21 protein-coding genes and 2 tRNA genes are annotated in these 23,936 nt (G+C 43.8%); 10 read left to right on the forward strand and 13 right to left on the reverse strand.

All coding sequences use genetic code 11. The features are described from left to right. Positions 1 to 19 precede the first annotated feature (19 nt). The 7 genes from DW121_RS02590 to DW121_RS02620 form a co-directional block, all read right to left on the reverse strand. Positions 20 to 226 (reverse strand): helix-turn-helix domain-containing protein, encoded by a 207-nt coding sequence (locus tag DW121_RS02590; RefSeq protein ID WP_117710345.1) that lies wholly within the window; start codon positions 224 to 226, stop codon positions 20 to 22. Positions 227 to 247: 21 nt separating this feature from the next. Beyond that, positions 248 to 916, reverse strand: a complete 669-nt coding sequence (locus tag DW121_RS02595) for a DUF2975 domain-containing protein (protein ID WP_118322967.1) — start codon at positions 914 to 916, stop codon at positions 248 to 250. After that, a complete protein-coding gene (locus DW121_RS02600) occupies positions 913 to 1,698 on the reverse strand; it encodes a CPBP family intramembrane glutamic endopeptidase (protein WP_118322968.1) in 786 nt (261 codons plus the stop codon). The genes DW121_RS02595 and DW121_RS02600 overlap by 4 nt, the downstream gene beginning before the upstream one ends. 351 nt (positions 1,699 to 2,049) lie before the next feature. Beyond that, entirely contained in the window at positions 2,050 to 2,970 is a 921-nt protein-coding gene (locus DW121_RS02605) for a bifunctional riboflavin kinase/FAD synthetase (protein WP_118322969.1), read from the reverse strand. Positions 2,971 to 2,990: 20 nt separating this feature from the next. Continuing rightward, positions 2,991 to 3,608, reverse strand: coding sequence for an HAD family hydrolase (locus DW121_RS02610; RefSeq protein WP_118322970.1), 618 nt, complete (start codon positions 3,606 to 3,608; stop codon positions 2,991 to 2,993). Positions 3,609 to 3,612: 4 nt separating this feature from the next. Further along, entirely contained in the window at positions 3,613 to 6,297 is a 2,685-nt protein-coding gene (locus tag DW121_RS02615; protein ID WP_118322971.1) for a calcium-translocating P-type ATPase, PMCA-type, read from the reverse strand. Between the two features lie 107 nt (positions 6,298 to 6,404). Then, the gene (locus DW121_RS02620) at positions 6,405 to 7,535 is read right to left on the reverse strand and encodes a sensor histidine kinase (RefSeq protein WP_118322972.1); all 1,131 of its coding nucleotides are present in this window, start codon (positions 7,533 to 7,535) and stop codon (positions 6,405 to 6,407) included. A gap of 109 nt (positions 7,536 to 7,644) precedes the next feature. Between DW121_RS02620 and rd the strand changes: the two genes are divergently transcribed. Next, complete coding sequence (rd, locus tag DW121_RS02625) at positions 7,645 to 7,806, forward strand: rubredoxin (RefSeq protein ID WP_117710352.1); 162 nt, start codon at positions 7,645 to 7,647, stop codon at positions 7,804 to 7,806. On the opposite strand, the gene DW121_RS02630 is transcribed toward rd, so the two are convergent. Beyond that, positions 7,803 to 9,500, reverse strand: coding sequence for a Na/Pi cotransporter family protein (locus DW121_RS02630; protein WP_117710353.1), 1,698 nt, complete (start codon positions 9,498 to 9,500; stop codon positions 7,803 to 7,805). The two genes, rd and DW121_RS02630, sit on opposite strands and share 4 nt — an antisense overlap. An 83-nt stretch (positions 9,501 to 9,583) precedes the next feature. On the opposite strand from DW121_RS02630, the gene DW121_RS02635 reads away from it, so the two are divergent. Both DW121_RS02635 and DW121_RS02640 read left to right on the forward strand, forming a co-directional pair. Then, positions 9,584 to 11,257, forward strand: a complete 1,674-nt coding sequence (locus tag DW121_RS02635) for a nucleoside kinase (protein WP_118323096.1) — start codon at positions 9,584 to 9,586, stop codon at positions 11,255 to 11,257. Between the two features lie 93 nt (positions 11,258 to 11,350). Then, positions 11,351 to 12,856 (forward strand): sensor histidine kinase, encoded by a 1,506-nt coding sequence (locus DW121_RS02640; protein ID WP_118322973.1) that lies wholly within the window; start codon positions 11,351 to 11,353, stop codon positions 12,854 to 12,856. Positions 12,857 to 12,930: 74 nt separating this feature from the next. On the opposite strand, the gene DW121_RS02645 is transcribed toward DW121_RS02640, so the two are convergent. Beyond that, a complete protein-coding gene (locus tag DW121_RS02645; RefSeq protein WP_118322974.1) occupies positions 12,931 to 14,304 on the reverse strand; it encodes an aminopeptidase P family protein in 1,374 nt (457 codons plus the stop codon). Between the two features lie 172 nt (positions 14,305 to 14,476). Here DW121_RS02645 and rpoN point away from each other — a divergent pair, with 172 nt between their 5' ends. Genes rpoN through DW121_RS02670 form a run of 5 tightly spaced genes read left to right on the forward strand, consistent with a single transcriptional unit; the run spans position 14,477 to position 19,492 of the window. Continuing rightward, entirely contained in the window at positions 14,477 to 15,967 is a 1,491-nt protein-coding gene (gene rpoN, locus DW121_RS02650) for an RNA polymerase factor sigma-54 (RefSeq protein WP_118322975.1), read from the forward strand. A 47-nt stretch (positions 15,968 to 16,014) separates the two neighbouring features. Then, positions 16,015 to 16,692 (forward strand): hypothetical protein, encoded by a 678-nt coding sequence (locus DW121_RS02655; protein ID WP_118322976.1) that lies wholly within the window; start codon positions 16,015 to 16,017, stop codon positions 16,690 to 16,692. 25 nt (positions 16,693 to 16,717) lie between these two features. Then, complete coding sequence (gcvH, locus tag DW121_RS02660; RefSeq protein ID WP_118322977.1) at positions 16,718 to 17,098, forward strand: glycine cleavage system protein GcvH; 381 nt, start codon at positions 16,718 to 16,720, stop codon at positions 17,096 to 17,098. A 13-nt stretch (positions 17,099 to 17,111) separates the two neighbouring features. Continuing rightward, positions 17,112 to 17,621, forward strand: coding sequence for a 5-(carboxyamino)imidazole ribonucleotide mutase (purE, locus tag DW121_RS02665; protein WP_117710359.1), 510 nt, complete (start codon positions 17,112 to 17,114; stop codon positions 17,619 to 17,621). Positions 17,622 to 17,632: 11 nt separating this feature from the next. Further along, positions 17,633 to 19,492: a 4-hydroxy-3-methylbut-2-en-1-yl diphosphate synthase gene (locus DW121_RS02670; RefSeq protein ID WP_118322978.1), complete on the forward strand. Its 1,860-nt coding sequence runs from the start codon at positions 17,633 to 17,635 to the stop codon at positions 19,490 to 19,492. A 120-nt stretch (positions 19,493 to 19,612) separates the two neighbouring features. Here DW121_RS02670 and DW121_RS02675 read toward each other — a convergent pair whose 3' ends face one another. Both DW121_RS02675 and DW121_RS02680 read right to left on the reverse strand, forming a co-directional pair. Next, positions 19,613 to 21,310: a S41 family peptidase gene (locus DW121_RS02675; protein ID WP_118322979.1), complete on the reverse strand. Its 1,698-nt coding sequence runs from the start codon at positions 21,308 to 21,310 to the stop codon at positions 19,613 to 19,615. 7 nt (positions 21,311 to 21,317) lie between these two features. After that, positions 21,318 to 22,301, reverse strand: a complete 984-nt coding sequence (locus tag DW121_RS02680) for an adenosine kinase (RefSeq protein ID WP_118322980.1) — start codon at positions 22,299 to 22,301, stop codon at positions 21,318 to 21,320. An 81-nt stretch (positions 22,302 to 22,382) separates the two neighbouring features. Here DW121_RS02680 and DW121_RS02685 point away from each other — a divergent pair. Both DW121_RS02685 and DW121_RS02690 read left to right on the forward strand, forming a co-directional pair. After that, positions 22,383 to 22,456, forward strand: a tRNA-Asn gene (locus DW121_RS02685). Positions 22,457 to 22,481: 25 nt separating this feature from the next. Continuing rightward, a tRNA-Asn gene (locus DW121_RS02690) sits at positions 22,482 to 22,555 on the forward strand. 54 nt (positions 22,556 to 22,609) lie between these two features. Here DW121_RS02690 and DW121_RS02695 read toward each other — a convergent pair. Continuing rightward, positions 22,610 to 23,314, reverse strand: a complete 705-nt coding sequence (locus DW121_RS02695) for a ComF family protein (RefSeq protein ID WP_118322981.1) — start codon at positions 23,312 to 23,314, stop codon at positions 22,610 to 22,612. Between the two features lie 99 nt (positions 23,315 to 23,413). Continuing rightward, positions 23,414 to 23,878 (reverse strand): hypothetical protein, encoded by a 465-nt coding sequence (locus DW121_RS02700; RefSeq protein ID WP_118322982.1) that lies wholly within the window; start codon positions 23,876 to 23,878, stop codon positions 23,414 to 23,416. Positions 23,879 to 23,936 lie beyond the last annotated feature (58 nt).

The following is a 23,936-nucleotide window of genomic DNA, read 5'->3' on the forward strand; positions in this document are numbered from 1 at the left end:
GGGGTTAGTTCATTAACCCCTAATCACCAACCACGTATTCCAGTATATCTCCCGGCTGGCAATCCAGTACCTTACAGATTGCCTCTAATGTAGAAAAACGAATAGCCTTTGCCTTACCTGTTTTCAAAATAGAAAGATTTGCCGGCGTAATGTCAATCTTCTCCGCCAACTCTCCCAAAGATATTTTCCTTCGGGCCATCATTATGTCAAGGTTTACTATAATCATTTTCTTTTTCTCAATATTCCATTAAATCGTCAGGTCCTGCTCTTCTTTCATCTTCAACCCGATAGCAAATACTTCGGCTACAATCAAAGTGGAAATTCCCAATACCAATGTGGTGGTATTCACCATATCTGAAAGATCCAAATTGTAACCGTGTACGGAAAAAACCTTTCCTACCCCTCTAAAAGTAAGGTATGCCGGAAGGAGAGCCGTACAAAAACTGATAATCAATGCCGTTCCCAAAAGCCGCAGACGGCGTACATTCTTCCAATTGAAAATGTCAGACTTATTGATAGAGATTACCAAACGGACAAAAAGTACGATAGCCCATATACATATAGCTATATGAAGCAAATTCAACAAAGAGGAAGCAACCTGTTCCAAAGTCGTAGACTTCGTATCAACACTGACCATCATCGAACTGAAAGAAACCGGTACATATTCTCCGCTTTTCTCATTATAAACGGAATCCTGAAAAAGCCCGCTATCCCCCACCTTAGAAAGCTGTTCCGGCAACAGGCTGATATATTTCATATTTATCAACTCTTTCTGATTTTCCGCAGAAACTGTACTTTCAGCACCGGCATCTACCCCTGCCTTTACTCCAACTGCAAAATAGTAACCACTCTCAAAAACAGAATAACTCAGTACGAGCACCACAATCACACAAAGAATGTTCAGTCTTCTTTTCATACCTTAAAAGTTATATTAGAATCAGGCAACCGATAGGAACTCATCACTTTGCAAGAAACAACAAACAACACCACCGCTACCGCCAGACATATCCAATAAGCCGGCTCTCCCAACAAATCGGATGTATACTTCACATCCGGATAATGCAGACTGAGGACTACCGACAGGCTGTTGTTCAGGATATGTACCAAAATTCCGGGAACGAGGCTACCCGTTTTGTAATAGAGCCAGGCAAACAAGACACCCGATAATGTAGCACCCACCACCTGTGCCGGGTTAATATGGAAAATTCCGAAAATAAGAGCGGAAAAGATAATAGCCTTCACCGGACTATACTTGTGCAGCAGCACTTTAGTAATTGCCCCGCGAAACAACATTTCCTCTAAAATAGGTCCCAATACCGAGATGCAGATAATACCCAGCCAACCCGATTGCAATATATCAAATGTAGCTCCCATCCAATCAGGCAGGAAAGACAATTTGGACATCACAAATTCTATCAGGAAAATAGTGGAAAAACCTATAATGATGCTCCATCCCAGATAGGCAACCGACACCGGAGACCATATCCTTTTATCTCCTTTCAGATACCCCTTTCTCCACAGATAAGCTCCCATACCTACAAACCCCAGCAACATACTCGGAGCCAAAGCTACGGCACTCATATCATCTATCGTACCATTGACCGCATAAGAATAAAGCATTGTGAAAGGCATCACCAATAATGCAGCCAAAATCTGCATCACAAAATAAATCAAAACCAGTTTTATCGCTGTTTTCATCGTTTTCTTCTTTTATAAAAACGTGTAAAGATACACATTTTCCTACAAATTCGTCAAGCAGTAGTAACAACTCCCATTAATAACATCATCACCATAGAAAGTGACAGTACCAGCAACGTAATACTCATAAAGGCTCTTTTCATAACCATGGACTTTTTATAATCAGTACTTATTCTTATCTTAAATTCTGTTTTTCAATAATAATTTATCGTTTTTCGATATGCAAATAAAGGAGCTTTTTCTGAAAGGACAAAGAAAAACAGCATTTTTTTATCGAAAAACAATAAAAACAATATGTTTTTCAATAAATACACAAGAAAGAGCCTTATAATGGAAACTTAAGAAGCAGCGTTATGAAAGAATAGCAGTGATTTCCGCCTCATCTTTATGAAGTTGTTCTATCAATTCTTCTATTGAATCGAACTTCAGTTCAGGGCGGGTGCGACGAACAAAAGACAACCGCATAGGTTGATTGTAAATATCAGCGTCAAAATTAAAGATATGCACCTCGATGCTACGGTCTATGCCATTATTTAATGTCGGGCGGTAACCGATACTCAACATGCCCGTATGCTTCTTCTCGCCGAGAAAAACATAAACGGCGTATACTCCGTCAGCCGGAATCAGCTTTTCGGAATCGTTGACACATAGGTTAGCGGTCGGAAAGCCTATCTTACGCCCAACATGATAACCGTTCACAACCATACCGTTCAAAAAGAAATAATACCCCAGGCAGTTTGCCGCTTCCGAAACGTTTCCTTCCAGCAAAAGACGGCGGACAGCCGAGGAACTGACCGTCATTGTATCAGTAAAATAAGCCTGCGCCAGTAGCACTTCTATTCCCAACTCTTGCCCATAACGTACATAATCATCAAATCCCTCACTACGATTATGCCCGAAACGGTGATCATGACCTATTACTAAAGCCTGTACCTTATAGTCATGTTTTAATATAGCCATAAATTGTTTAGCGGAAAGACGGGCCAAATCAAGAGTAAAATCAAGCATGACGCAATAATCGATACCGGTATCGGCAAGCAAGGTGACTTTCTCATCGCAAGTAGTAAGCAACTCGGGATGAAAATCGGGTTGCATTACCTTGCGGGGATGCACCGGAAAAGTAATTACCGATGAAGCAAGCCCACGTATAGCCGCAGCTTTATACACCTGTTCTATCAAAAACCGATGTCCCTGATGCACTCCGTCAAAAAAGCCGATAGTAGCTACGTTGGGCAGGAGTTCTTTACCAGATGTTCCGGTGCATAGCCGCATACTCACTTTATACAGTTGGTTTATTTAAATAAATGCCTCCAATCCTCACCGGCTTTCGGAGTGTAAGTGGAAATTCCTAATGATTGGGCTGTCATACAATTGGCTTCCGAATCATCAATAAAGAAAGTTTCTTTGGGGTCCAAACCAGCATCATCCAGCACTTTCCGGAAGATTTCTTCACCGGGTTTTGCCATCTTCATCTTATAAGAAAGGAAAATATGCTCAAAATAATCTTCCACGCGGAATGCCTTATAGGGAAAAGCATGTTCACAAGACCACTTCCAATGGATTTCATTGGTATTGCTCAGCAGATACACTACATAATCCTTACGCAAAGCCAATAATAAATCCAACTTATAAGTCGGTATACTCACCAGAAAGCTATTCCACGCAGCATCAATCCGAGCGTCTGTAACGTCCTTTCCTATTTTTTCACGTATTATATTCCGAAAATCATCACTGGAAATAAGACCTTTCTCATACTGCTGGAAGAAATCCTGTTGATGATATATGTCGAGAGTATGCTCTACATCGGGCAATCCCAACTCTTTAAAATTCTTCAAACAGCGTTGGCGGTCTAAATCAATCAGTACACCACCGAAGTCTACTATAAGGTTTTTAAATCCTTTTCTTTTCATTATTTCATTTTTGCATTAAACGTCGGACAAGACGAATACCTTCGCCCACCCATAACACCAAAGAGGTAGAAGCAATAATTATCACCCAAGTTGTAAAATCAAGCGGCTCCGTACGAAATACAGCCCCACCGAACTGCACGATAACAAACTGACCACCCAAAATGGCAAGTACCACCAACTCCATACCATAAGATTTGGAAATGCCTTTAAAGGCAGAATCCGACGTTCCAAACACCCGCGCATTGAACAGATTCCAGAATTGCAGCATAACGAAGAAAGTGAAGAAGATAGTCAAACGCTGTACGGTCATACCGCCTTCTTCGTTATTAAACCAGAACAGCATACCCATAAGCAATACAAGGAAAGCCATACCCATACCGAGAATATAAATCCTCATGGACTTGGTTATTATGAAATCAGTGCTTTTACGAGGTTTCTCTTTCATCACACTTTCACTGGGTGGAATAGATGCCAAAGCCAAAGCGGCAAATGTATCCATAATCAGGTTCACCCACAGCATCTGTGTTACGGTCAACGGCAACTCGGTACCTACCAGCGAGCCAAGCAGCACAATGAATAATGCCACGAAGTTAATCGTCAACTGAAATACGATGAAACGCTGTATATTCTTATATAATGAACGTCCCCACATCACAGCTGTACCGATACTGTTGAAAGAGTCATCTAACAATGTGATATCGCTTGCTTCTTTGGCAACAGATGTTCCTGTTCCCATAGACAATCCCACCTGTGCATGGTTTAAGGCCGGAGCATCATTTGTTCCGTCGCCCGTCACGGCTACCACTGCGCCTTTCTGTTGCAATAGCTGAACCAAACGTTGCTTGTCGGTAGGGCGGGCACGCGACATAATCTTCAAATCCAGCACCCGGTCGAGAGCTTCCTTGTCCGTCAGGTCTGCAAAAGCTGAGCCTGTAATACGGTTACGCTCCGTATCCTCCGGTTTCCACAAACCAATCTGTCGTGCTATTTCGGTTGCCGTACCCGGCGTATCTCCCGTAACTATCTTGACACCGATACCCGCCGACTGACATTTTGCGACTGCCGCAGGCACATCCGGACGTATAGGGTCACTGATAGCCACAACGCCGAGGAAAGACAAATCATTCTCTGCAACCAATGCCACACAGTCGACCGGTTCCGTATCATCTACTATCTTATAGGCAAAACCAAGCGTACGCATCGCCATATTCTGATAGTTCAGCAACTGAGTCTCTACCGTAGAACGATATTCTACCGCATCCACTCGCTTCCCATCCAAAAGCACTTCCTTACATTTTCCCAATACGATTTCGGGAGCACCCTTTACATAAAGTATTCTCTTTCCAATCAGAGGAGACTGTACCAATGTTGCCATGAATTTCCGTTCCGTAGAGAAAGTCAACTGGTCAAGTACCTTTACAGCCTCCCTCAACTCCAGATAATTACGCTTTTGGCTGTCGAGCCACAAAAGCAAAGCCACCTCGGTCGGATTACCTACTCCTTTGGGCTTCTCTCCCGGAACCATTTCCTCCAGAAAAGCAGTGGAATTGGCACTGATGCCCTCTATTACCAGTTTACTTAAATCATCTTCTCCTATTTCCCGTCCGTTCTTCAATCCGTAAAAGTTCGGTTCGTACACTTGCATCAGGTTCTGTGTCAGCGTACCCGTCTTGTCCGTACAGATGACGGTAATCGCCCCCATCGTTTCGCAAGCATGCATCTTTCGCACCAGGTTATTGGTGGAAAGCATACGGCGCATATTCAACGCCAGGCTAAGCGTCACACTCATGGGCAAACCTTCCGGAACGGCAACCACAATCAAAGTTACCGCCATCATAAAGTACTGCAAAGTAGCTTTCAGAGCAGGCAGCCATTGCTCAAAAGTATGGAAAGATACAAAATCATAAACCAGAACTACATCTTTAATAAAGAAGATAGCAAATGCAAGACCGGCTACCGAGAAACCGATTTTTCCTATGAGATTGGCAAGTTTTGTAAGCTGAATATTCAGTGGGGTTGGCTCAGTGCTTTGCTCCGTACTCTGACGGGCTACTTTCCCAATTTCCGTAGCATCACCTACAGACTCTACACGCATAACTCCATGTCCATCAACTACCGTTGTTCCGCGCAACACACGATTGGAAGCATAAGTGGCTTCTTCATCAAAATCGGCTTCTATAATAGTCTTGGCAATCACCGGCTCACCTGTAAGATTGGATTCATTTACTTGCAGAGAGATGGCTTCCAACAGCTCACCGTCAGCAGGGATTTCCTCTCCGGTTTCCAGAATAATAATATCACCGACTACCACATCCTTACGGGGAATCTCCTGTACACGTCCGTTACGAATAACCTTCACCAAGGTTTCCTCGTTTACCGCATTCAGTAAATCGAACTTTTTATTGGCATCGTATTCAAAGAAAAAACCGATACCGGTGGCCAATAAAATAGCGGCTATGATACCGATTGTTTCGGCATATTCGTTCTCCACTATGGAAATAATCAAAGAAAAGAAAGCGGCAACGAGCAGTACTCTTACTACCGGATCTTCAAACTTTTCTAAATATAGTTTCCACAAAGACGGACGCTTCGGGGGCGTCAAAAGGTTTACACCATGTTCAGTACGACTCTTCCGTACTTCATCGTCAGTAAGCCCGACGTGATAAAAATCATCCTTTGTTGCAGTCATGCAAATCGTTAGGTTTAAATTGAATTGCAAAAATACAACAATAATTTGTATAGCGAATGTTATTAAATCTTTTTATAGGTTTTACAAATTCAGCTCCTCTTTTTTAATTATTCCAATTTCCAAGGCAAAGTAAACCAGAAAGTAGAGCCTTCTCCAAGTTTTGACTCAACACCTATCTCACCACCCAATTTGCGAACGATTGTCTGGCAAATGGAAAGTCCGAGTCCCGTACCTTTCTTCGTCTGTTCCAGTTTTACAAAACGGTCAAATATATGAGCAACCTTTTCTTCGGGAATCCCGCTTCCTGTATCCTTCACATAAATATACAGTCCGCTTTCACAAGACCGATATCCCAGTGTAATACTACCTTCCGACGTAAACTTCATAGCATTCGTCATAAAGTTAGAAATGACTTGTGCGATTCGGTTTCTATCCGTATACATCATACATTCTGACTGCGAAACCTCACGCACGATTTTAACAGCAGAACGTTCTTCATTCAGCCTCATCCTGAATTGCTGTTCTATGTCAAACACAAGCTGATTAATATCCACATCAGACAAAACAAATTCCAGTGTGCCCGCTTCTATTTTCGATAAATCCAATATATCCGCTATCAATTGCTGCAATAATTCATTGTTGGTGCGTACAATCTCCATAAACTGCGCTTTCTCTTCATCAGTAGAAGCAGAAGCCAATAGTTCTGAGAAACCTACAATCGCATTCAAAGGAGTACGTATCTCATGACTCATATTCGCCAAAAAGACCGATTTGGAATAATCCGCCTGTTCTGCCTTCTTCCTCGCTTCCTTCAATTCCATTTCCACCTGTTTCAAATGGGTAATATCATGTACCGTTATTACCATACAATCCTTACCTTCTATTTGCATAAACTCACCGGAAATATGAGCTTCGCATTCAGCAACTCTATCCTGCGCTCCTCTTATATTCAAGATAGCATCCAAGTCGGTGAAACATTGCTTGGTTAGGAAAGTATTCTCAATTGTCCGTCTTACAGGACATTGTCCACATAACTCATGCGTACCGCATCCTTTGGTAGAAGACATTGCATTGTTACATCTAAGTAAATCTCCCACCCGTTGTGTAATGGAGGGCTTGGGTACTCCGACAATATCATAATAATTAGTATAAAATACCGTAAAATCGCGGTTTATCAGTAGAACATAGGCATGAATGTTTCGCATTATTGCCCGAAAAAGCCCATCAGTCATCTCCATAAAGGTGTGTTTTTAAGGTTGAGATAACAAATGTACCTTTTTTTAATTGAACAATAAACAAAAAGGGTATTTTAATTGTTATTAAAGAAGAATTTTAAAAAAGAACATTATGGAAAAGTACATCTGCACTATTTGTGAATATGTTTATGACCCGGAACAGGGAGATCCGGAAAGCGGAATAGAACCGGGAACTGCATTTGAAGACCTTCCCGATGATTGGGTTTGCCCTCTATGTGGAGTAGGCAAAGATGAATTTGAGAAAGCGTCCTAAGACGCTTTCTTTTCTTTTATATCACTACTGGCTTCCACTACATTGACTACGTAGTCGCCCAGCTTTTCACATTCAGCAATAATATCCATATAATAGACACCCATCTGATAATCATATTCCTTGTTATTAACATCAAGGATATTCTGATTCTTCAACTGATTGCGATAATTATTGATTTCATTTTCAATATTAAACGATTTATTCACATCAATACCTTGATGTTCCGAACGTTCTACTACCACAATCATTTGTCCAAGAGCGTCGTCAGTCAACTTCATCATAAAATGGATATGCTCGTATTGCTTCTCTGTAAATTCCAAATTCGCCTGACGCTTACGATTAATAGTACGCGCCAAGTTATAACAGCTGTCACCTATGCTTTCTATCTCCGTCACCTCCCGCAGCATAGCCCGGATTTGCAACTTACTTTCAGAACTCAAACGCCCTTCTGACACTTGGTTCAGATAATTCGCAATCTCCAGTTCCATACTGTCACTGATATTCTCATATTTCTCTATCCGGCTGAACAATTTATTGAAATCATCATCTTTATCGGTATGCAACAAGTCACGTACCATACCGAACATACGATGCGTACGTTCGGCAAACAAATGAATTTCCTTGCTTGCCTGCAGAATGGAAAGTTCTGCTGTAGAAAGCATACCACCCGTAATAAAGCGCAAACGATATTCTTCGTCCTGTTCCTTCTGTGGTATAATGGCGCAAACCGTACGTTCTATAAACTTCACAAACCATATTAATATCAGCACATTGCATATATTAAAACAAGTATGGAAAGCTGACAGTTTAAATGAAACGGCAACAGCCGGATCTTTAGTTCCCATTACATTGTCTACAAACCAAGCTACTCCTTGAGTAAAAGGCACGAACAGGCACAACACCCATATTACACCGAATACATTAAATACCAGATGCGCCAATGCAGCCCTCCTAGCCTGCGTGTTACCGGTCAGAGCTGCAAGATTGGCTGTTATGGTTGTACCTATATTTTCACCGAGAACCAATGCAGCTCCCAATTCAAAGCTAATCCAACCGTTAGCACACATAATAAGGGTTATTGCCATCGTTGCTGCAGAAGCCTGCACAATCATGGTCAATATAGTTCCTATGAATACAAACAAAAGAATAGATAAATAGCCCATATCGGTATAATCCTGTACAAAAGCCAACATATCAGGATTATGTCTCAAGTCGGGAGCATTGGACTGCAATAAAGAAAGCCCCATAAAAAGGAAAGAAAAACCAAAAATAAATTCACCGATGGACTTACGGGCGCTTTTTTGAGAGAACATGAGAGGAATGCCAAAGGCTAAAAGAGGGAGGGCAAAAGCTGCGATGTCTACTTTAAATCCTAATGCAGAAATAATCCAGGCTGTAACAGTAGTACCAATATTGGCTCCCATAATTACACCGATAGACTGTGACAAAGTCAGCAACCCGGCATTGACAAAACTCACCACCATAACGGTAGTTGCTGAGGAAGACTGGATAAGTGCCGTAATAAGCACACCTGTCAGAACACCGGTCACCCGGTTGGTCGTCATAGCGGTTAAAATCTTCCGCAAGCGGTCGCCGGCGAATTTTTGAAGTCCCTCACTCATAATTTTCATCCCGTAGAGGAACAATGCCAATGAGCCAAGCAGCTTTAAAAAATCATAAAAAGAATATTCCATCTTTAATTAGTTAAAGTGTTTCGTTGTGCCATTTGTTATTATGTCTTATATTTAACGTGTTAATCACTCCAAAAAAAGACATCATGAAACATATGTTACAAATTTGTTGCAAAAATAATAATATTTATAAAGAATTCCCTATAGGAAGCTCACTTTTGGATATTTATTACGGTTTTAATCTTAATTTTCCCTACCAAGTAGTCAGTGCTAAGGTAAATAACCGTTCCGAAGGACTAAATTTTCGGGTATATAATAATAAAGATGTAGAATTTCTGGATGTGCGAGATTCTTCCGGTATGCGTACTTATGTCCGTTCACTTTGCTTTATCTTATATAAGGCTGTCAGTGAATTATTTCCGGAAGGAAAGTTGTTTGTAGAGCATCCCGTATCCAAAGGCTACTTCTGTAATCTTCGCATCGGACGTCCTATTGAATTGGAAGATGTATCTGCCATCAAAAAAAGGATGCAGGAAATTATTGCCGAAGATATCCCATTTCACCGTACCGAATGCCACACTACCGAGGCTGTGCGGGTATTCAGCGAACGAGGAATGAACGACAAGGTAAAATTGCTGGAAACATCCGGTTCTATATATACCTATTATTATACGCTGGGAAGCACTGTAGATTACTATTACGGTAATTTATTGCCCAGTACGGGGTTTATCAAGCTGTTCGACATCGTGAAGTATTATGACGGTCTCTTACTACGCATCCCAAACAAAGAAAATCCTACAGTGCTGGAAGAAGTGGTGAAGCAAGAGAAAATGCTTGATGTATTCAAAGAGCATCTACGCTGGAACTATATCATGGGACTAAGCAATGTGGGCGACTTCAACCTTGCTTGCGAAGAAGGACATGCAACCGACTTGATTAATGTAGCGGAAGCTCTTCAAGAAAAGAAAATAGCTCAGATTGCCGATGAAATCTATCACCGAGGAGAAAATGGAAACCGCGTAAAACTGGTATTAATCTCCGGTCCTTCTTCATCAGGAAAAACAACTTTCAGCAAACGACTCTCTGTCCAATTAATGACCAACGGCCTACGCCCTTATCCCATTTCATTAGATAATTATTTTGTAGACCGCGAAGAAACGCCGCTTGATGAAAATGGTAACTATGATTATGAATCCCTCTACGCACTCGATTTGGAATTATTCAACAATCAATTGCAAGCTTTACTACGGGGAGAAGAGGTAGAGTTGCCGCGATTCAACTTCACACTCGGCAAGAAAGAATATAAAGGAGATAAATTACGCATTGACGAGCACACCATTCTTATATTGGAAGGTATCCACGCTCTGAACCCGGAACTTACTCCGCAGATACCCGCCGAAAACAAATACAAAATTTATGTTTCCGCATTAACCACTATTTCACTCGATGACCACAACTGGATTCCAACAACGGACAACCGTTTGTTGCGTCGCATTATCCGTGACTTCAACTACCGTGGATATTCAGCTCAAGAAACTATTTCACGCTGGCCCAGTGTACGTGCAGGAGAGGACAAATGGATATTCCCCTATCAAGAGAATGCCGATGTCATGTTTAATTCAGCTTTATTGTTTGAGTTTGCCGTACTACGTTGCCATGCAGAGCCCATACTCACCGGTGTGCCGCGCAATTGCCCCGAATATGCCGAAGCCTACCGCCTCATGAAGTTCATCAAATACTTTACACCGGTACAGGATAAGGAAATTCCGCCAACATCTTTATTAAGGGAATTCTTAGGCGGCAGCAGCTTCAAATATTAGTTCATTCATCAATAAGGGAATTTATAGACTTTTGTATACAACATAGCAAAGAAATATTTAACTTTGTGTGCAAATAAAACAAACATACGTATAATGAAAAGAATCATTACAATACTTTTTACGGCACTTTTTTTCCTGTATGCCCAAACCTATGCACAAAGTCGTGCTGATGAACTAATGAAACAAGCGCAAGAAAGCCTTGCCAAAAAAGAATATATCAAAGCCCGCTACCTCTTCTTACAAGCCTACAACTCTTTTGCCTCACAAGAGAAATACGCTCCAGCTGTAGAATGCGGCGTCAATGCCAGTGCACTTTACCATCGCGAAAATTATTATAAAGAAGCTTTCGAGCTACTGCGCAGTGCCGAACAGTTAGTAGGAACCGGCGAACAGAAACTTCAAAAGAGTCTCCCGAATCTGCGTTTCCACATCACTAAAGAGCGGTTGCAAATGTACATCAATACCAAGAATCCATCTCGCGCTAAGGAACAGTTGAATAAGTTGGGAGAAGCAGCACAGGCAGCCAAAAGCGACTCCCTAAACAATGATTTCCTGTATACCCAAGCCAACTATTACTATACTTTCGGCATGAATTCACAGGGAGACACAGCTTTCAAGAAATTGATAGAGCAGTACAAGCAACAAAAGAATTATGCCAAAGTGGACGAATGCTACAAAACCCTCATAGGCATTGCCCGTAAAGCAAACAATGCGGGCTTGGTGGCACGCACCTATGATAAATATATTATTTGGACAGACTCAGTCAAAGCACTCACCGCGCAAGATGAACTGAATGTACTGAAAAGGAAATACGATGAAAGTCTGGCTACCATTCAGGAAAAAGACGATTCCCTCTCCGCCAAACAATACATTATCATCGGACTTTGCATATTGGCAGCCATTTTAGCGGCAGCATTAGTGATAGGAACTATCATATTGTTACGTTTCATCCTATTGACACGTAAACAAAAGAAGGCAATCAGCATAGCCAATGAGCACAATGAATTAAAAACCAAGTTCATTCAGAATATCTCTGCCCAAATGAAGCCGACTTTAGACACCCTTGACCCGAAACTACCCGGTGTACAGGCATTGCATACTTTCTCCGGTCACATCCAAGAGTTATCCGAGTTGGAAAACAGCTTATCAGAACCATATGAAATGGAGGAAAAGAATGTTTCAACTTTCTGTGAAAACGTTATGGACAAAATACGGGGTAAGGTACAAGAAGACGTAACTCTCACTGTAAATGCTCCCAAGCTGAATGTAAAACTCAATCCGGAACATTTGGAACGTATCTTAGTGCATTTATTGGAGAATGCTGCCGAATATACCCCCACAGGTGGAAAGATATGGTTGGACTTCAAGAAGCGCGGCGCCCACACTCACCAGTTCATTATCAGTGATACCGGTTGCGGCATCCCCGAAGAACAACGTGAAGAGATATTCAAACCTTTCACCGAAGTAAAAGACCTGACGCAAGGCGACGGTTTAGGACTGCCTATCTGTTCGCTGATTGCCACCAAAATGAACGGCAACTTGACACTGGACAGCAGCTATACGAAAGGGGCACGATTTATATTGGAGTTACACGCTTAGATAGTTGAGAGTTGAAAGTTACTATGCAGCATAATAGCGCAGCTAACTTTCAACTCTCAACTATCAGCTTTCAACTACCTCAACGCTTCCACTTCTTCCGGTGTCAATGGAATCTTTTTGCCTAAGCGGCGTGCACCGGTTTCCGTTATCAGATAATCTTCTTCATTGCGGATACCGCCAAAATTACGGTACTCTTCCACTTTATCATAGTTGATGAAATCTTTAAACTTCTTTTCTCCTTTCCAAAGGTCTATCAGTTCGGGGATAAAGTAGATGCCCGGTTCAACGGTATGTACAAAGCCCGGTTCCAGAGGGATAGCAAGGCGCTGGCTCTTACGACCGAACTGCGTACTCTTAGGCTGACCGTTGTAACCTACCCAAATCTCTCCGAAGTTTTCCATATCATGCACATCCAGTCCCATCATATGTCCCAATCCATGAGGATAGAACAAGGCATGCGCACCTTCGCACACGGCATCTTCGGCATTACCTTTCATCAGGCCAAGTTCTTTCATTCCCTCTACCATAACGCGGGCGGAAAGATCATAAACATCCATGTAAGGAATGCCCGGACGAAGCGCCTTGACCGATTCCAGATGCATTGCATTCTGAATTTCATAAACGGCGCGCTGGCGCGGAGTAAATATTTTATCAGCAGGAATGGTGGAAGACATATCACCCGCGTAGCCCGACTCCACTTCCGCACCGGCGTCAATCAGGAATAAATCTCCCGGCTTCACCTTATTGCCATGATAGTGGTTGTGCAAAGTCTGCCCATTGATAGTAGCAATCGTTGCAAAAGAAAGCTCACAATTATTGGATTCCGCCACCCGGTTCATTTCCGCTACGACTTCGTATTCGTACATGCCCGGACGGAGCACCTTCATCGCCGTAATATGCATATCAGCCGTCACATTGCACGCCTTTTCTATTTCCTCTATTTCTTCGGCAGACTTATAACTGCGCTGCGCCACAATCGCACGAATAAAAGGGACAGAACCTTCCTGGCGTACCGGCGGAATACCCAGCCAGTCCATCAGTTTCAATTTATGTTCCGCCCTATAAGGAGGAAGATAATGTATAGTCTGCCCTTTACGCACCGCTTTATGAAGATAGTTCACAATTTCGGAAGAAGGCATCACGTCCGCTATTCCCACACGTTCACTCTTCTCTTTCAAGGTGGGCTGAGTACCCATCCAGACAATATGGTCAATCGTCAGTTCATCTCCAAAAATAATATCCTTGTCCTCGTCAATATCAATAATCGCCGACAAACCGACAAACGATAAACCAAAATAATACAAGAATGTGGAATCCTGCCGATAACGGAAAGTATTATCTTCATAATGCAGTCCTTGCTCGTCATTACCCAAGAACAGCAACACTCCTGAGCCTATATTTTTCTTCAGCAGGGCTCGACGCTGCATATACGTTTCTTTAGCAAACATAACGTTTCTGTTTTTTAGTTCATACAGCAAAGATAAGAACAAAAATGCAACCAAGCTGTGGCTTTCTTGTTAAATATAATAAGAGAAGATTTCTCGTTCCCGAACTATTCACTATTTTTGCAAAAAGTGCGAAGATAAAACTTATCTTTGCAGCATGTAAATAAAGTAAAGTATGGCACAAGGCTCCCGACAAATACAGACCCAGGCGCAACAGCAGATACAAACGCTGTCGCCACAGCAGATTCTGGTAGTAAAGCTATTGGAACTTCCGGCAATAGAACTGGAAGACCGTGTACGTGCCGAACTTCTGGAAAACCCTGCACTGGAAGAAGGAAAGGATGATACTGCCAGTGATGAATACTCCGATACTCCCGATGCAGACTCCAACGCAGAAGACGGCGGAGACACCGATTATGATTCGTTAAGCGACTACCTCAACGAAGACGACATACCCGACTATAAATTACAGGAAAACAACCGCAGTAAAGGAGAACAAGCCGAGGAAATCCCTTTCTCCGACGCAACTTCTTTCTATGAAACCTTGAAGGAACAGTTGGGCGAACGCAATCTCACCGAGCATCAACATGAACTGGCCGAGTACCTTGTCGGTTCATTGGACGACGACGGTCTGTTGCGCAAGTCGTTAGACAGTATCAGCGATGAACTTGCCATCTATGCAGGCATTGAAGCTAGCACTGAAGAACTGGAAGAAGTATTGAAGATTATCCAAGATTTCGACCCGGCAGGACTGGGAGCCCGCAATTTGCAAGAATGCCTCCTTATCCAGATACGGCGCAAGATAGAGCAGCAACACTTTACCCCCAATCCGTTGCTTTACATCGAAGAAGCTATTATAGCCGAATGCTACGAAGAGTTCACCCGCAAGCATTGGGACAAGATACAACAGAAACTTGGTTTGGAAGAAGAAGCCTTCCAGCAAGCCATAAAAGAAATCTGCAAACTGAATCCGCGTCCGGGTGCATCATTAGGCGAAGCTATCGGCAAAAACCTGCAACAAATCGTGCCCGATTTCATTGTAGATACGTATGACGACGGCACTATCAACCTGTCGCTCAACAATCGGAACGTACCCGAACTCCGTATGAGCCGCGACTTCACCGAAATGGTAGAGGAACACACCAAGAACAGGGCAAATCAGTCCAAAGAATCCAAAGAGGCCATGATGTTTCTGAAACAGAAAATGGATGCGGCACAGGGATTTATCGATGCCGTCAAGCAACGCCAGAATACCCTGATGACTACCATGCAGGCCATCATCGACCTGCAGCGTCCCTTCTTTCTCGAAGGCGATGAGTCATTGCTCCGCCCCATGATTTTGAAAGATGTTGCCGAACGTACGGGACTTGACATTTCAACCATATCCCGTGTCAGCAACAGTAAATACGTACAGACCAACTACGGCATTTATCCATTGAAATTCTTCTTCAATGACGGATACGTAACGGAAGACGGTGAGGAAATGTCCGTTAGGGAGATACGGAAAATTCTCAAAGAGTGCATCGACAACGAGGACAAGAAAAAGCCTTACACCGACGATGAATTGACCGAGATACTCAAGGAAAAAGGATATCCGATTGCCCGCCGTACCGTGGCCAAATACCGCCAACAATTGAATATTCCGGTAGCGAGGCTGCGAAAGTAGAGGCAAAAGGCGATTAAGTGTTAGAGTGATAATGCAAAAATAAAGAAATGGCAGTAGAACAACATATTATAACTGACAGAACCCTCATCAGGACGGCTAAGATAATTTCGGTGATATTCACACCGTTTTCCATACCATTCTTGGCATTCCTGATTCTATTTGTATTCTCATACTTGCGCATCATGCCCCTGCAATACAAGCTGATTGTACTGGGAGTAGTGTATTGCTTTACAATCCTTATGCCCACACTGACTATTTTCCTTTTTCGCAAGATAAACGGATTCAGTCCCGAAGACTTAACGGAACGGAAACGGAGATATGTACCTTTCATTCTGACCATTACTTCCTATATATTCTGCCTTCTCATGATGCACCGGTTGAATATTCCCTGGTATATGACAGGGATTATCCTCGCTGCTCTTATCATGATGGTTATCTGCGTTATTATCAACCTGAAATGGAAACTCAGCGAGCATATGGCAGGAGCCGGCGCCATAATAGGCGGGTTGGTTGCTTTCAGCGCCTTGTTCGGGTATAATCCGATAAGCTGGTTATGTATCTTCATCCTTATTGCAGGCGTATTGGGTACGGCACGAATCATCCTGCAGCACCATACGCTTGGCGAGGTAATGGGAGGATTTGCCGTAGGGCTGGTTTGCTCTCTGTTGGTACTGCATCCCTTCAGTAAATTGATGTTCCGTTTATTCAGTATATTCTTATTTTAAATATTAACTCTTAAAACTAACGATTATGAATTTTCCTAATGATGTAAAGTACACGAAAGAGCATGAATGGATTCGCCTGGAAGGTGATGTAGCTTATGTAGGAATCACAGACTATGCCCAAGAGCAACTGGGCGACATCGTATTTGTCGACATCCAGACAGTAGGCGAAACATTGGCTGCCGATGAGGTATTCGGTACCATCGAAGTGGTAAAAACCATTTCCGACCTATTCTTGCCCGTTGCAGGAGAAGTTTTGGAACAGAATGAAACGTTGGAAGAGCAACCTGAACTGGTAAATAAAGACCCTTACGGCGAAGGCTGGCTCATTAAAATCAAACCTGCTGCCGATGCGGATTTCAACAGTCTGCTGGACGCCGAAGCATACAAAGCATTGATTAACGATTAATAAATTAAATAATATGTCTCCAATTGTCAGTATCATCATGGGCAGCACTTCCGACCTTCCTGTAATGGAAAAGGCCGCACAGTTGCTCAATGATTTACATGTACCGTTCGAAATGAACGCTCTCTCTGCGCACCGTACACCGGAAGCGGTAGAAGAATTTGCCAAAGGCGCCCGTAAGCGCGGCATTAAGGTTATTATCGCCGCTGCCGGCATGGCTGCCGCCCTGCCCGGTGTCATTGCAGCCAATACAACGCTGCCTGTAATCGGCGTACCCATAAAAGGCTCTGTACTCGATGGCGTAGATGCACTGTATTCCATCATCCAGATGCCTCCGGGCATTCCTGTAGCCACTGTAGCTATCAACGGAGCAATGAATGCGGCTATTCTTGCAGTGCAAATGCTCGCCTTAAGCAACGACGAACTGGCGGAAGCCTTTACCGCTTACAAAGAAGGTCTGAAAAAGAAAATCGTGAAAGCAAACGAAGACCTGAAAGAAGTGAGATACGAGTATAAAGTAAACTAAACACTAACAACGTGGATATATTCAATTATTCCCGACGGGAAACATCAGAAGTGAATATCGGAGCCACCCCTATGGGCGGCTCCAATCCTATCCGCATACAGAGCATGACCAACACTTCCACGCAGGATACCGATGCATGTGTAGCGCAGGCCAAACGCATTGTGGATGCCGGTGGAGAGTACGTACGTCTCACCACTCAGGGCATCAAGGAAGCCGAGAACCTGATGAACATCAACGCTGCCCTACGCCAAGACGGTTATATGACACCGCTGGTGGCCGATGTACATTTCAATCCGAAAGTAGCCGATGTTGCCGCACAATATGCGGAAAAGGTTCGCATCAATCCGGGAAATTATGTAGATGCCGCACGTACTTTCAAGCATTTGGAGTACACCGATGAAGAGTATGCACAAGAAGTCCGGAAAATACGCGACCGCTTCATCCCCTTCCTGAACATCTGCAAAGCCAATCATACAGCCATCCGCATCGGTGTCAATCACGGTTCATTATCCGATCGCATTATGTCACGCTATGGGGATACTCCCGAAGGTATGGTAGAATCGTGTATGGAATTCCTGCGAATCTGCGTAGCGGAAAACTTCATGGATGTAGTGATTTCCATCAAAGCATCCAACACGGTAATCATGGTGAAAACCGTGCGTTTGCTTGCTCACATAATGGAAAAAGAAGGGATGCACTTCCCCCTCCACCTCGGTGTAACGGAGGCTGGAGACGGTGAGGACGGACGCATCAAGTCTGCCTTAGGCATCGGGGCTTTATTGGCCGACGGCTTAGGCGACACTATCCGCGTATCTTTAAGTGAAGCTCCCGAAGCCGAAATTCCTGTCGCCCGAAAGTTGGCGGACTATATTGTGCAGCGCCACAACCATCCGTACATACCGGGAGCGGTAGCTCCGGACTTTCATTATCTCTCTCCTGAGCGCAGAACCACAACAGCCGTACACAATATAGGCGGAGACAATCTCCCCGTAGTCATTTCCGCGCGTTTGGACGGAGACATGGATTTTAATCCGCAGTTTATGCCCGATTACGTATACGTCGGACGCCAACTGCCCGAACATCCTGTTGAAGGAACGCAATACATCATTGATGCCGACCTTTGGGAAGGGAAAGCCAATACATGGCCGGCTTTCAAGGGTGAGCAACTGCCGTTTATCAGCGGATGCAATGCGTCGCTGAAGTTCCTGTTCATCACCTATATGGGGCTGAATGACGAAGTGATTGCCGGCTTGAAGTATCATCCGGAAGTAGTGCTTGTGGCTCAAAGCAACCATCCCAACCGATTAGGCGAATATCGTGCGTTGGCACATCAGCTGATTAATGAAGGATTAAAGAACCCTCTCGTTTTCTTCCAGCATTATGCCGAGAATGAAACGGAAAACCTGCAAATCAAGTCGGCAGCCGATATGGGCGCACTTATTATCGACGGATTCTGCAATGGAATCTTCCTGTTCAACCAAAACGGCGGAAAGGGTGATAAAACAATAAGCAACAAGGTGATAGATGCCACAGCCTTCGGTATTCTGCAGGCAGGGCGCATCCGTACCAGCAAGACGGAATATATTTCCTGCCCGGGTTGCGGCCGCACACTCTATGACCTTGAAAGTACCATTGCCCGCATCAAACAAGCGACATCACATCTAAAGGGGCTCAAAATCGGTATTATGGGTTGTATAGTCAATGGTCCCGGCGAAATGGCAGATGCCGATTACGGATATGTAGGTGCCGGACGGGGGAAAATCAGCCTTTACAAGAAGAAAGAATGCATTGAAAAGAACATCCCCGAAGAGGAAGCTGTAGAAAAGCTAATCGAACTAATCAAGAAGAACGGGGATTACGTTGAGAAATAATCATCCCTGCATAATGAAAAGGGTAAAACGAATTTTAGTTCTCACTCCGTTGAATGACAGAATGAGAACTAAAATTCGTTTTGATACTTCACTTAAAAACAAAGTCCATAAAGGCTCTTTTTATTTCTCCTTTTTGCTCTCATCCGGTCTCACCGAGGGAGCGCTAAGCATCTCTTTATATTTTTCCGGGGCTGTCAATATCTTGACGGCTTCTTTCAAATCGTCATCGTCTTTTAGCTGTTGGACAATGCCCCCGCGCTGATAATAATAGCGTTTAATAATCTCCACGGCAATCATATCCTTGATGTCCTTTGAGAAATGGTCGAGGTCACGGTTCAGATTGTGAGATAATTTCTTCTCCAAAGCCTTGAACTCATCCGATGCGTCCGTCAAATACCCTTCAAACTCTGCCATCTCTTTCAGGCTCTTCAACATTTTCTCAGTCTGCTGGTCATATTTGAAATCAGCCTTTTGCACCATTGCCTTGAAGTCGGCATAGTCGGCATCAGTAATCTTGAAATCCTTGGGTGCAGGAACTGTGGGGTGCTTCAAGCAATATTCTGTGGCATAGTTAAATATCAGGTTATCATTCACCAGGTAGAACAAGATATTAGGCAACTTATCCTGCTTGACGGCAATATCCGGAGTAACCCCTCCGCCATCACGCACTTCGCGCCCTGCAGCCGTATGGAACACTGTTGTCAGACTATCCGGAATACGCCCTACACTGCCGTCTTCATTGCGGTGCTTATAGTCGATAGCCTGCACGCAGCGGCCACTCGGAATATAATACTTGGAAGTTGTCAGTTTCATCGTACCGCCATAAGGCAACGGACGGGTTGTCTGTACAAGTCCCTTTCCGAACGTACGGTTACCCACCACCACGGCACGGTCGTAATCCTGCAATGCACCTGCCAGGATTTCCGATGCGGAAGCTGTTGCACTGTTCACCAATACAGCCAGCGGAATCTCCAAATCCAGCGGTTCACGCAAGGTCTTGTATGTATTGCTTGCCTGTTTGATTTTTCCCTTTGTCGTTACCAACGTTTTGCCGCGCGGCAGGAAGAAGTTGGCTATTTCCACCGCTTCGTCCAACAAGCCGCCGCCATTATTACGCAAGTCTATAACCAACGAAGTAATTCCCTGTTTCTTCAAATCAAGAAATGCCTGTTTGAACTCTTTGGAAGGATTTCCGGAGAACGTGCTCAGATTGATGTAGCCTATGTTATTATCCAACTTCGCATAATAAGGAATAAAAGGCAATTGAATGGAACGGCGAACGATGTCGAACTCCAACGGCTGCTCCTTACCCGGACGCTGCACTTTCAGCTTGAAGCTCGTCCCCACCTGCCCGCGAAGCATCTCGCTCACTTCTTGGTTATTCTTTCCTGCAAGGTCTTTGCCGTCAATCTCCATGAGAACATCACCGGCTTTCAAACCTACGGTAGCTGCGGGCATATTTTCATAAGGCTCGGCTATCATGGAACGTTTCAGTTTGGTATTCCAAGTTATGATAGAACCGATACCTCCATACGAGTTTTTCAACATCTGCTCCAGCTCGCTTTGGTCGTCTTCCGGAAAATATTGCGTATAAGGGTCGAGTGAATACAGCATAGACTCGATACCTGTACGAATCGTCTTGTTCGGGTCTATTGTATCTACATAGAACATATCCAGCTCCTTCACAATAGAATTGAATATATCCAAGTTCTTTGCAACCTGAAAACTACGGCTGTCTCCGCTTTTAAATCCGAAAAAGAAACTTACGCCTACTACCAGCAATAGGACGGCTATCCAACGTATTTTTAAATATTTCATATATCCTCTAATTTATCATTATAATATCTTCCTTTATCTTTTCCCATTTTGAATCCGGCAACTCCGTTCCAACCACCTGTATTACCTCTCCCGACAAGACAGCGCCTATCTTTCCGCACTTCTCCAAAGAATATCCGCAAGTCAGCCCATACAGAAAACCCGCCGCAAAGAAATCCCCGGCTCCTGTGGTATCAACCACCCGCTCCACCGGTACAGCCTCAACATACACCTCTTCCGTCCCCTTGCGAATTAACGAACCGCGCGAACCGACCTTTACAATGGCAATACTACACATTTTAGCGATAATATCCAATGCTTCCTCGGGTTCTTTCCCGGTAAATGCTTTCGCCTCTTCTTCGTTGGCAAAGACAATATCCACATATTTATTGACCAACAAAGAGAAAAACTCATGATCGCCCGCCACAATATTATAACTCGCCATATCCAAGCAAACCTGTAAGCCGGCTTCCTTAGCCAGTTCGATGGCACGAAGAATCATGTCGTGCTCCTGCACCAGATACCCTTCTATAAACAGATAAGTATATCCTCTGAACATTTCCAAGGACAAATCTTCCGCTTTCAGTGTAGATGCCGCCCCTAAATAGGTGCCGAAAGTACGCTCCCCGTCCGGAGATATAAAAGTAGAAGCCACCCCCGAAGGTAGTGTATCGGAAAGTAATAAATTAGCTTCCGTTCCACGTTTTAACAAACTTTCCCGATAAAAGTTACCGTAAGAATCATTATTTATCTTCCCGATAAATCCGGTGCCCGCTCCAAGCTGCGCCATCCCCCGAATTGCGTTTCCGGCAGAGCCACCGGTTGCCAAATGCGTTTTCACCCGGCTAAAGTATCTATTGATTTTCAGCAATTTATCTTCATCTATAAGAGTCATGCTACCTTTGGGCAACTCCATTTCCGCTAAGATTTCATCACTGTCAAGGGTTGCTAACACATCGACCAATGCGTTTCCCAATCCAATTATTTTGTCCATTCCTGATATTTTTTTTGCAAAGATATTGCATATTTCAAAATATCCTATTACTTTTGCAGCGCATTTGAGAAAAAACAACATTCTTCCTTAGCTCAGTCGGTTAGAGCATCTGACTGTTAATCAGAGGGTCCTTGGTTCAAGTCCAAGAGGAAGAGCGAAAGAAAAACTTGGATGCAACATTCTTCCTTAGCTCAGTCGGTTAGAGCATCTGACTGTTAATCAGAGGGTCCTTGGTTCAAGTCCAAGAGGAAGAGCAAAAAGGTTCGTCAGTGCGGCGAACCTTTTTTGTTTCCCATAAATCACATCTGTCAAGAATCGGCTACGGCAAGCGTCAGTATACTGATACGTATCCCTGCCACATCCCGAAACGCATCGGCACACGCCGTAGTGGTGGCTCCGGTAGTAAGCACGTCATCCACCAGCAAGATATGCTTTCCAACAAAACGTTCGGGACAGCGGAGCTGAAAGATACCGTCTACATTCTCCCACCGTTCATAAGCGGATTTGCTTGTCTGCGTCTCCGTATGCTTGTTCCGCACTACAGAAGAGGCGTCCAGAGGAATATCCGTAACCGCTGCAATACCTTTGGCAACACACTCACTCTGGTTGTAGCCGCGTATCCGTTTTTTGCGGGGATGCAAAGGAACGGGAACAACCACATCTACATCGCGAAAGAAACCCGAAGCCACTAATTCCGCCGCCATAAAGCGGCCCATTGTCTCACCCAAGTCCTTTCGACCGCCATATTTCAGTTGATGCAGTATACGGCGGAAATCACTGCCCTTATGATAGAAGAAATAAGAAGTGGCACGCTCCAAAGGAAGTTTCCCCCAGAACATACGTTCCACCGGATTATCCGTACGAAGATGATAGTCCGTACGGGGCAGGTCCATATTACATTTCAGGCAAATAGCCTCCTCTCCCTCCTGCAAGGGCGTACCACACACGGCGCACTGACGGGAAAAGAACAAATGGAGAAAAGATAAGAACCAAGTTTTAAGTGTGTTTTCCATACTATATAGAAGAGATAGTCGTAAAAATGCCCTGCCGTACGTGCTATATTGCAAACGTTACCGGTCAGGGCCTTTAAATCTTCCGTTATCAAAAAGGGATTATTTATCCGCAGCCTGCTTATAAATAAGTTTTCCACGTTGGCTGACAGTCCATTTATCATTTTCCAGACGTACGTTCTTCGTATCGTCATCCTCTGCATTCCAAGCATATCCGCCGGCAGGCAGGCTACGACGGTCGAGGATTTCATTCGGAGCACCTTCTTCCGGGAAGAACAGTTCTACTTGAGTGGAATCCGGACTGAACACAATGAACAATGTATTTTCCGCATTTTCCACAGAAGTCAGGCGAACGCCTTTCTCCCACAACCGGATGCAATCTTTCTGCACCTCGCTCCATGTATATCCGGCCGAAGCGATACATCCATGTTCGTCCTTATCGTTTCCGACCATTTCTGTTTTTTCAGCTGCATCGGCTGTTTCAGCTTTTTTTTCGCGGGCGTTTCCGCAACTCACCAAGAATGCTCCGGCACATGCCAGGCACATAGAAATCATTTTTACATTCATAGTTATTGGTTTTAAAATTCCATATTCGCGTCAAAGTTAGAAATAAATATGATAGGAA

Source organism: Bacteroides sp. AM10-21B (assembly GCF_003472565.1).
GTDB lineage: Bacteria > Bacteroidota > Bacteroidia > Bacteroidales > Bacteroidaceae > Bacteroides > Bacteroides propionicigenes.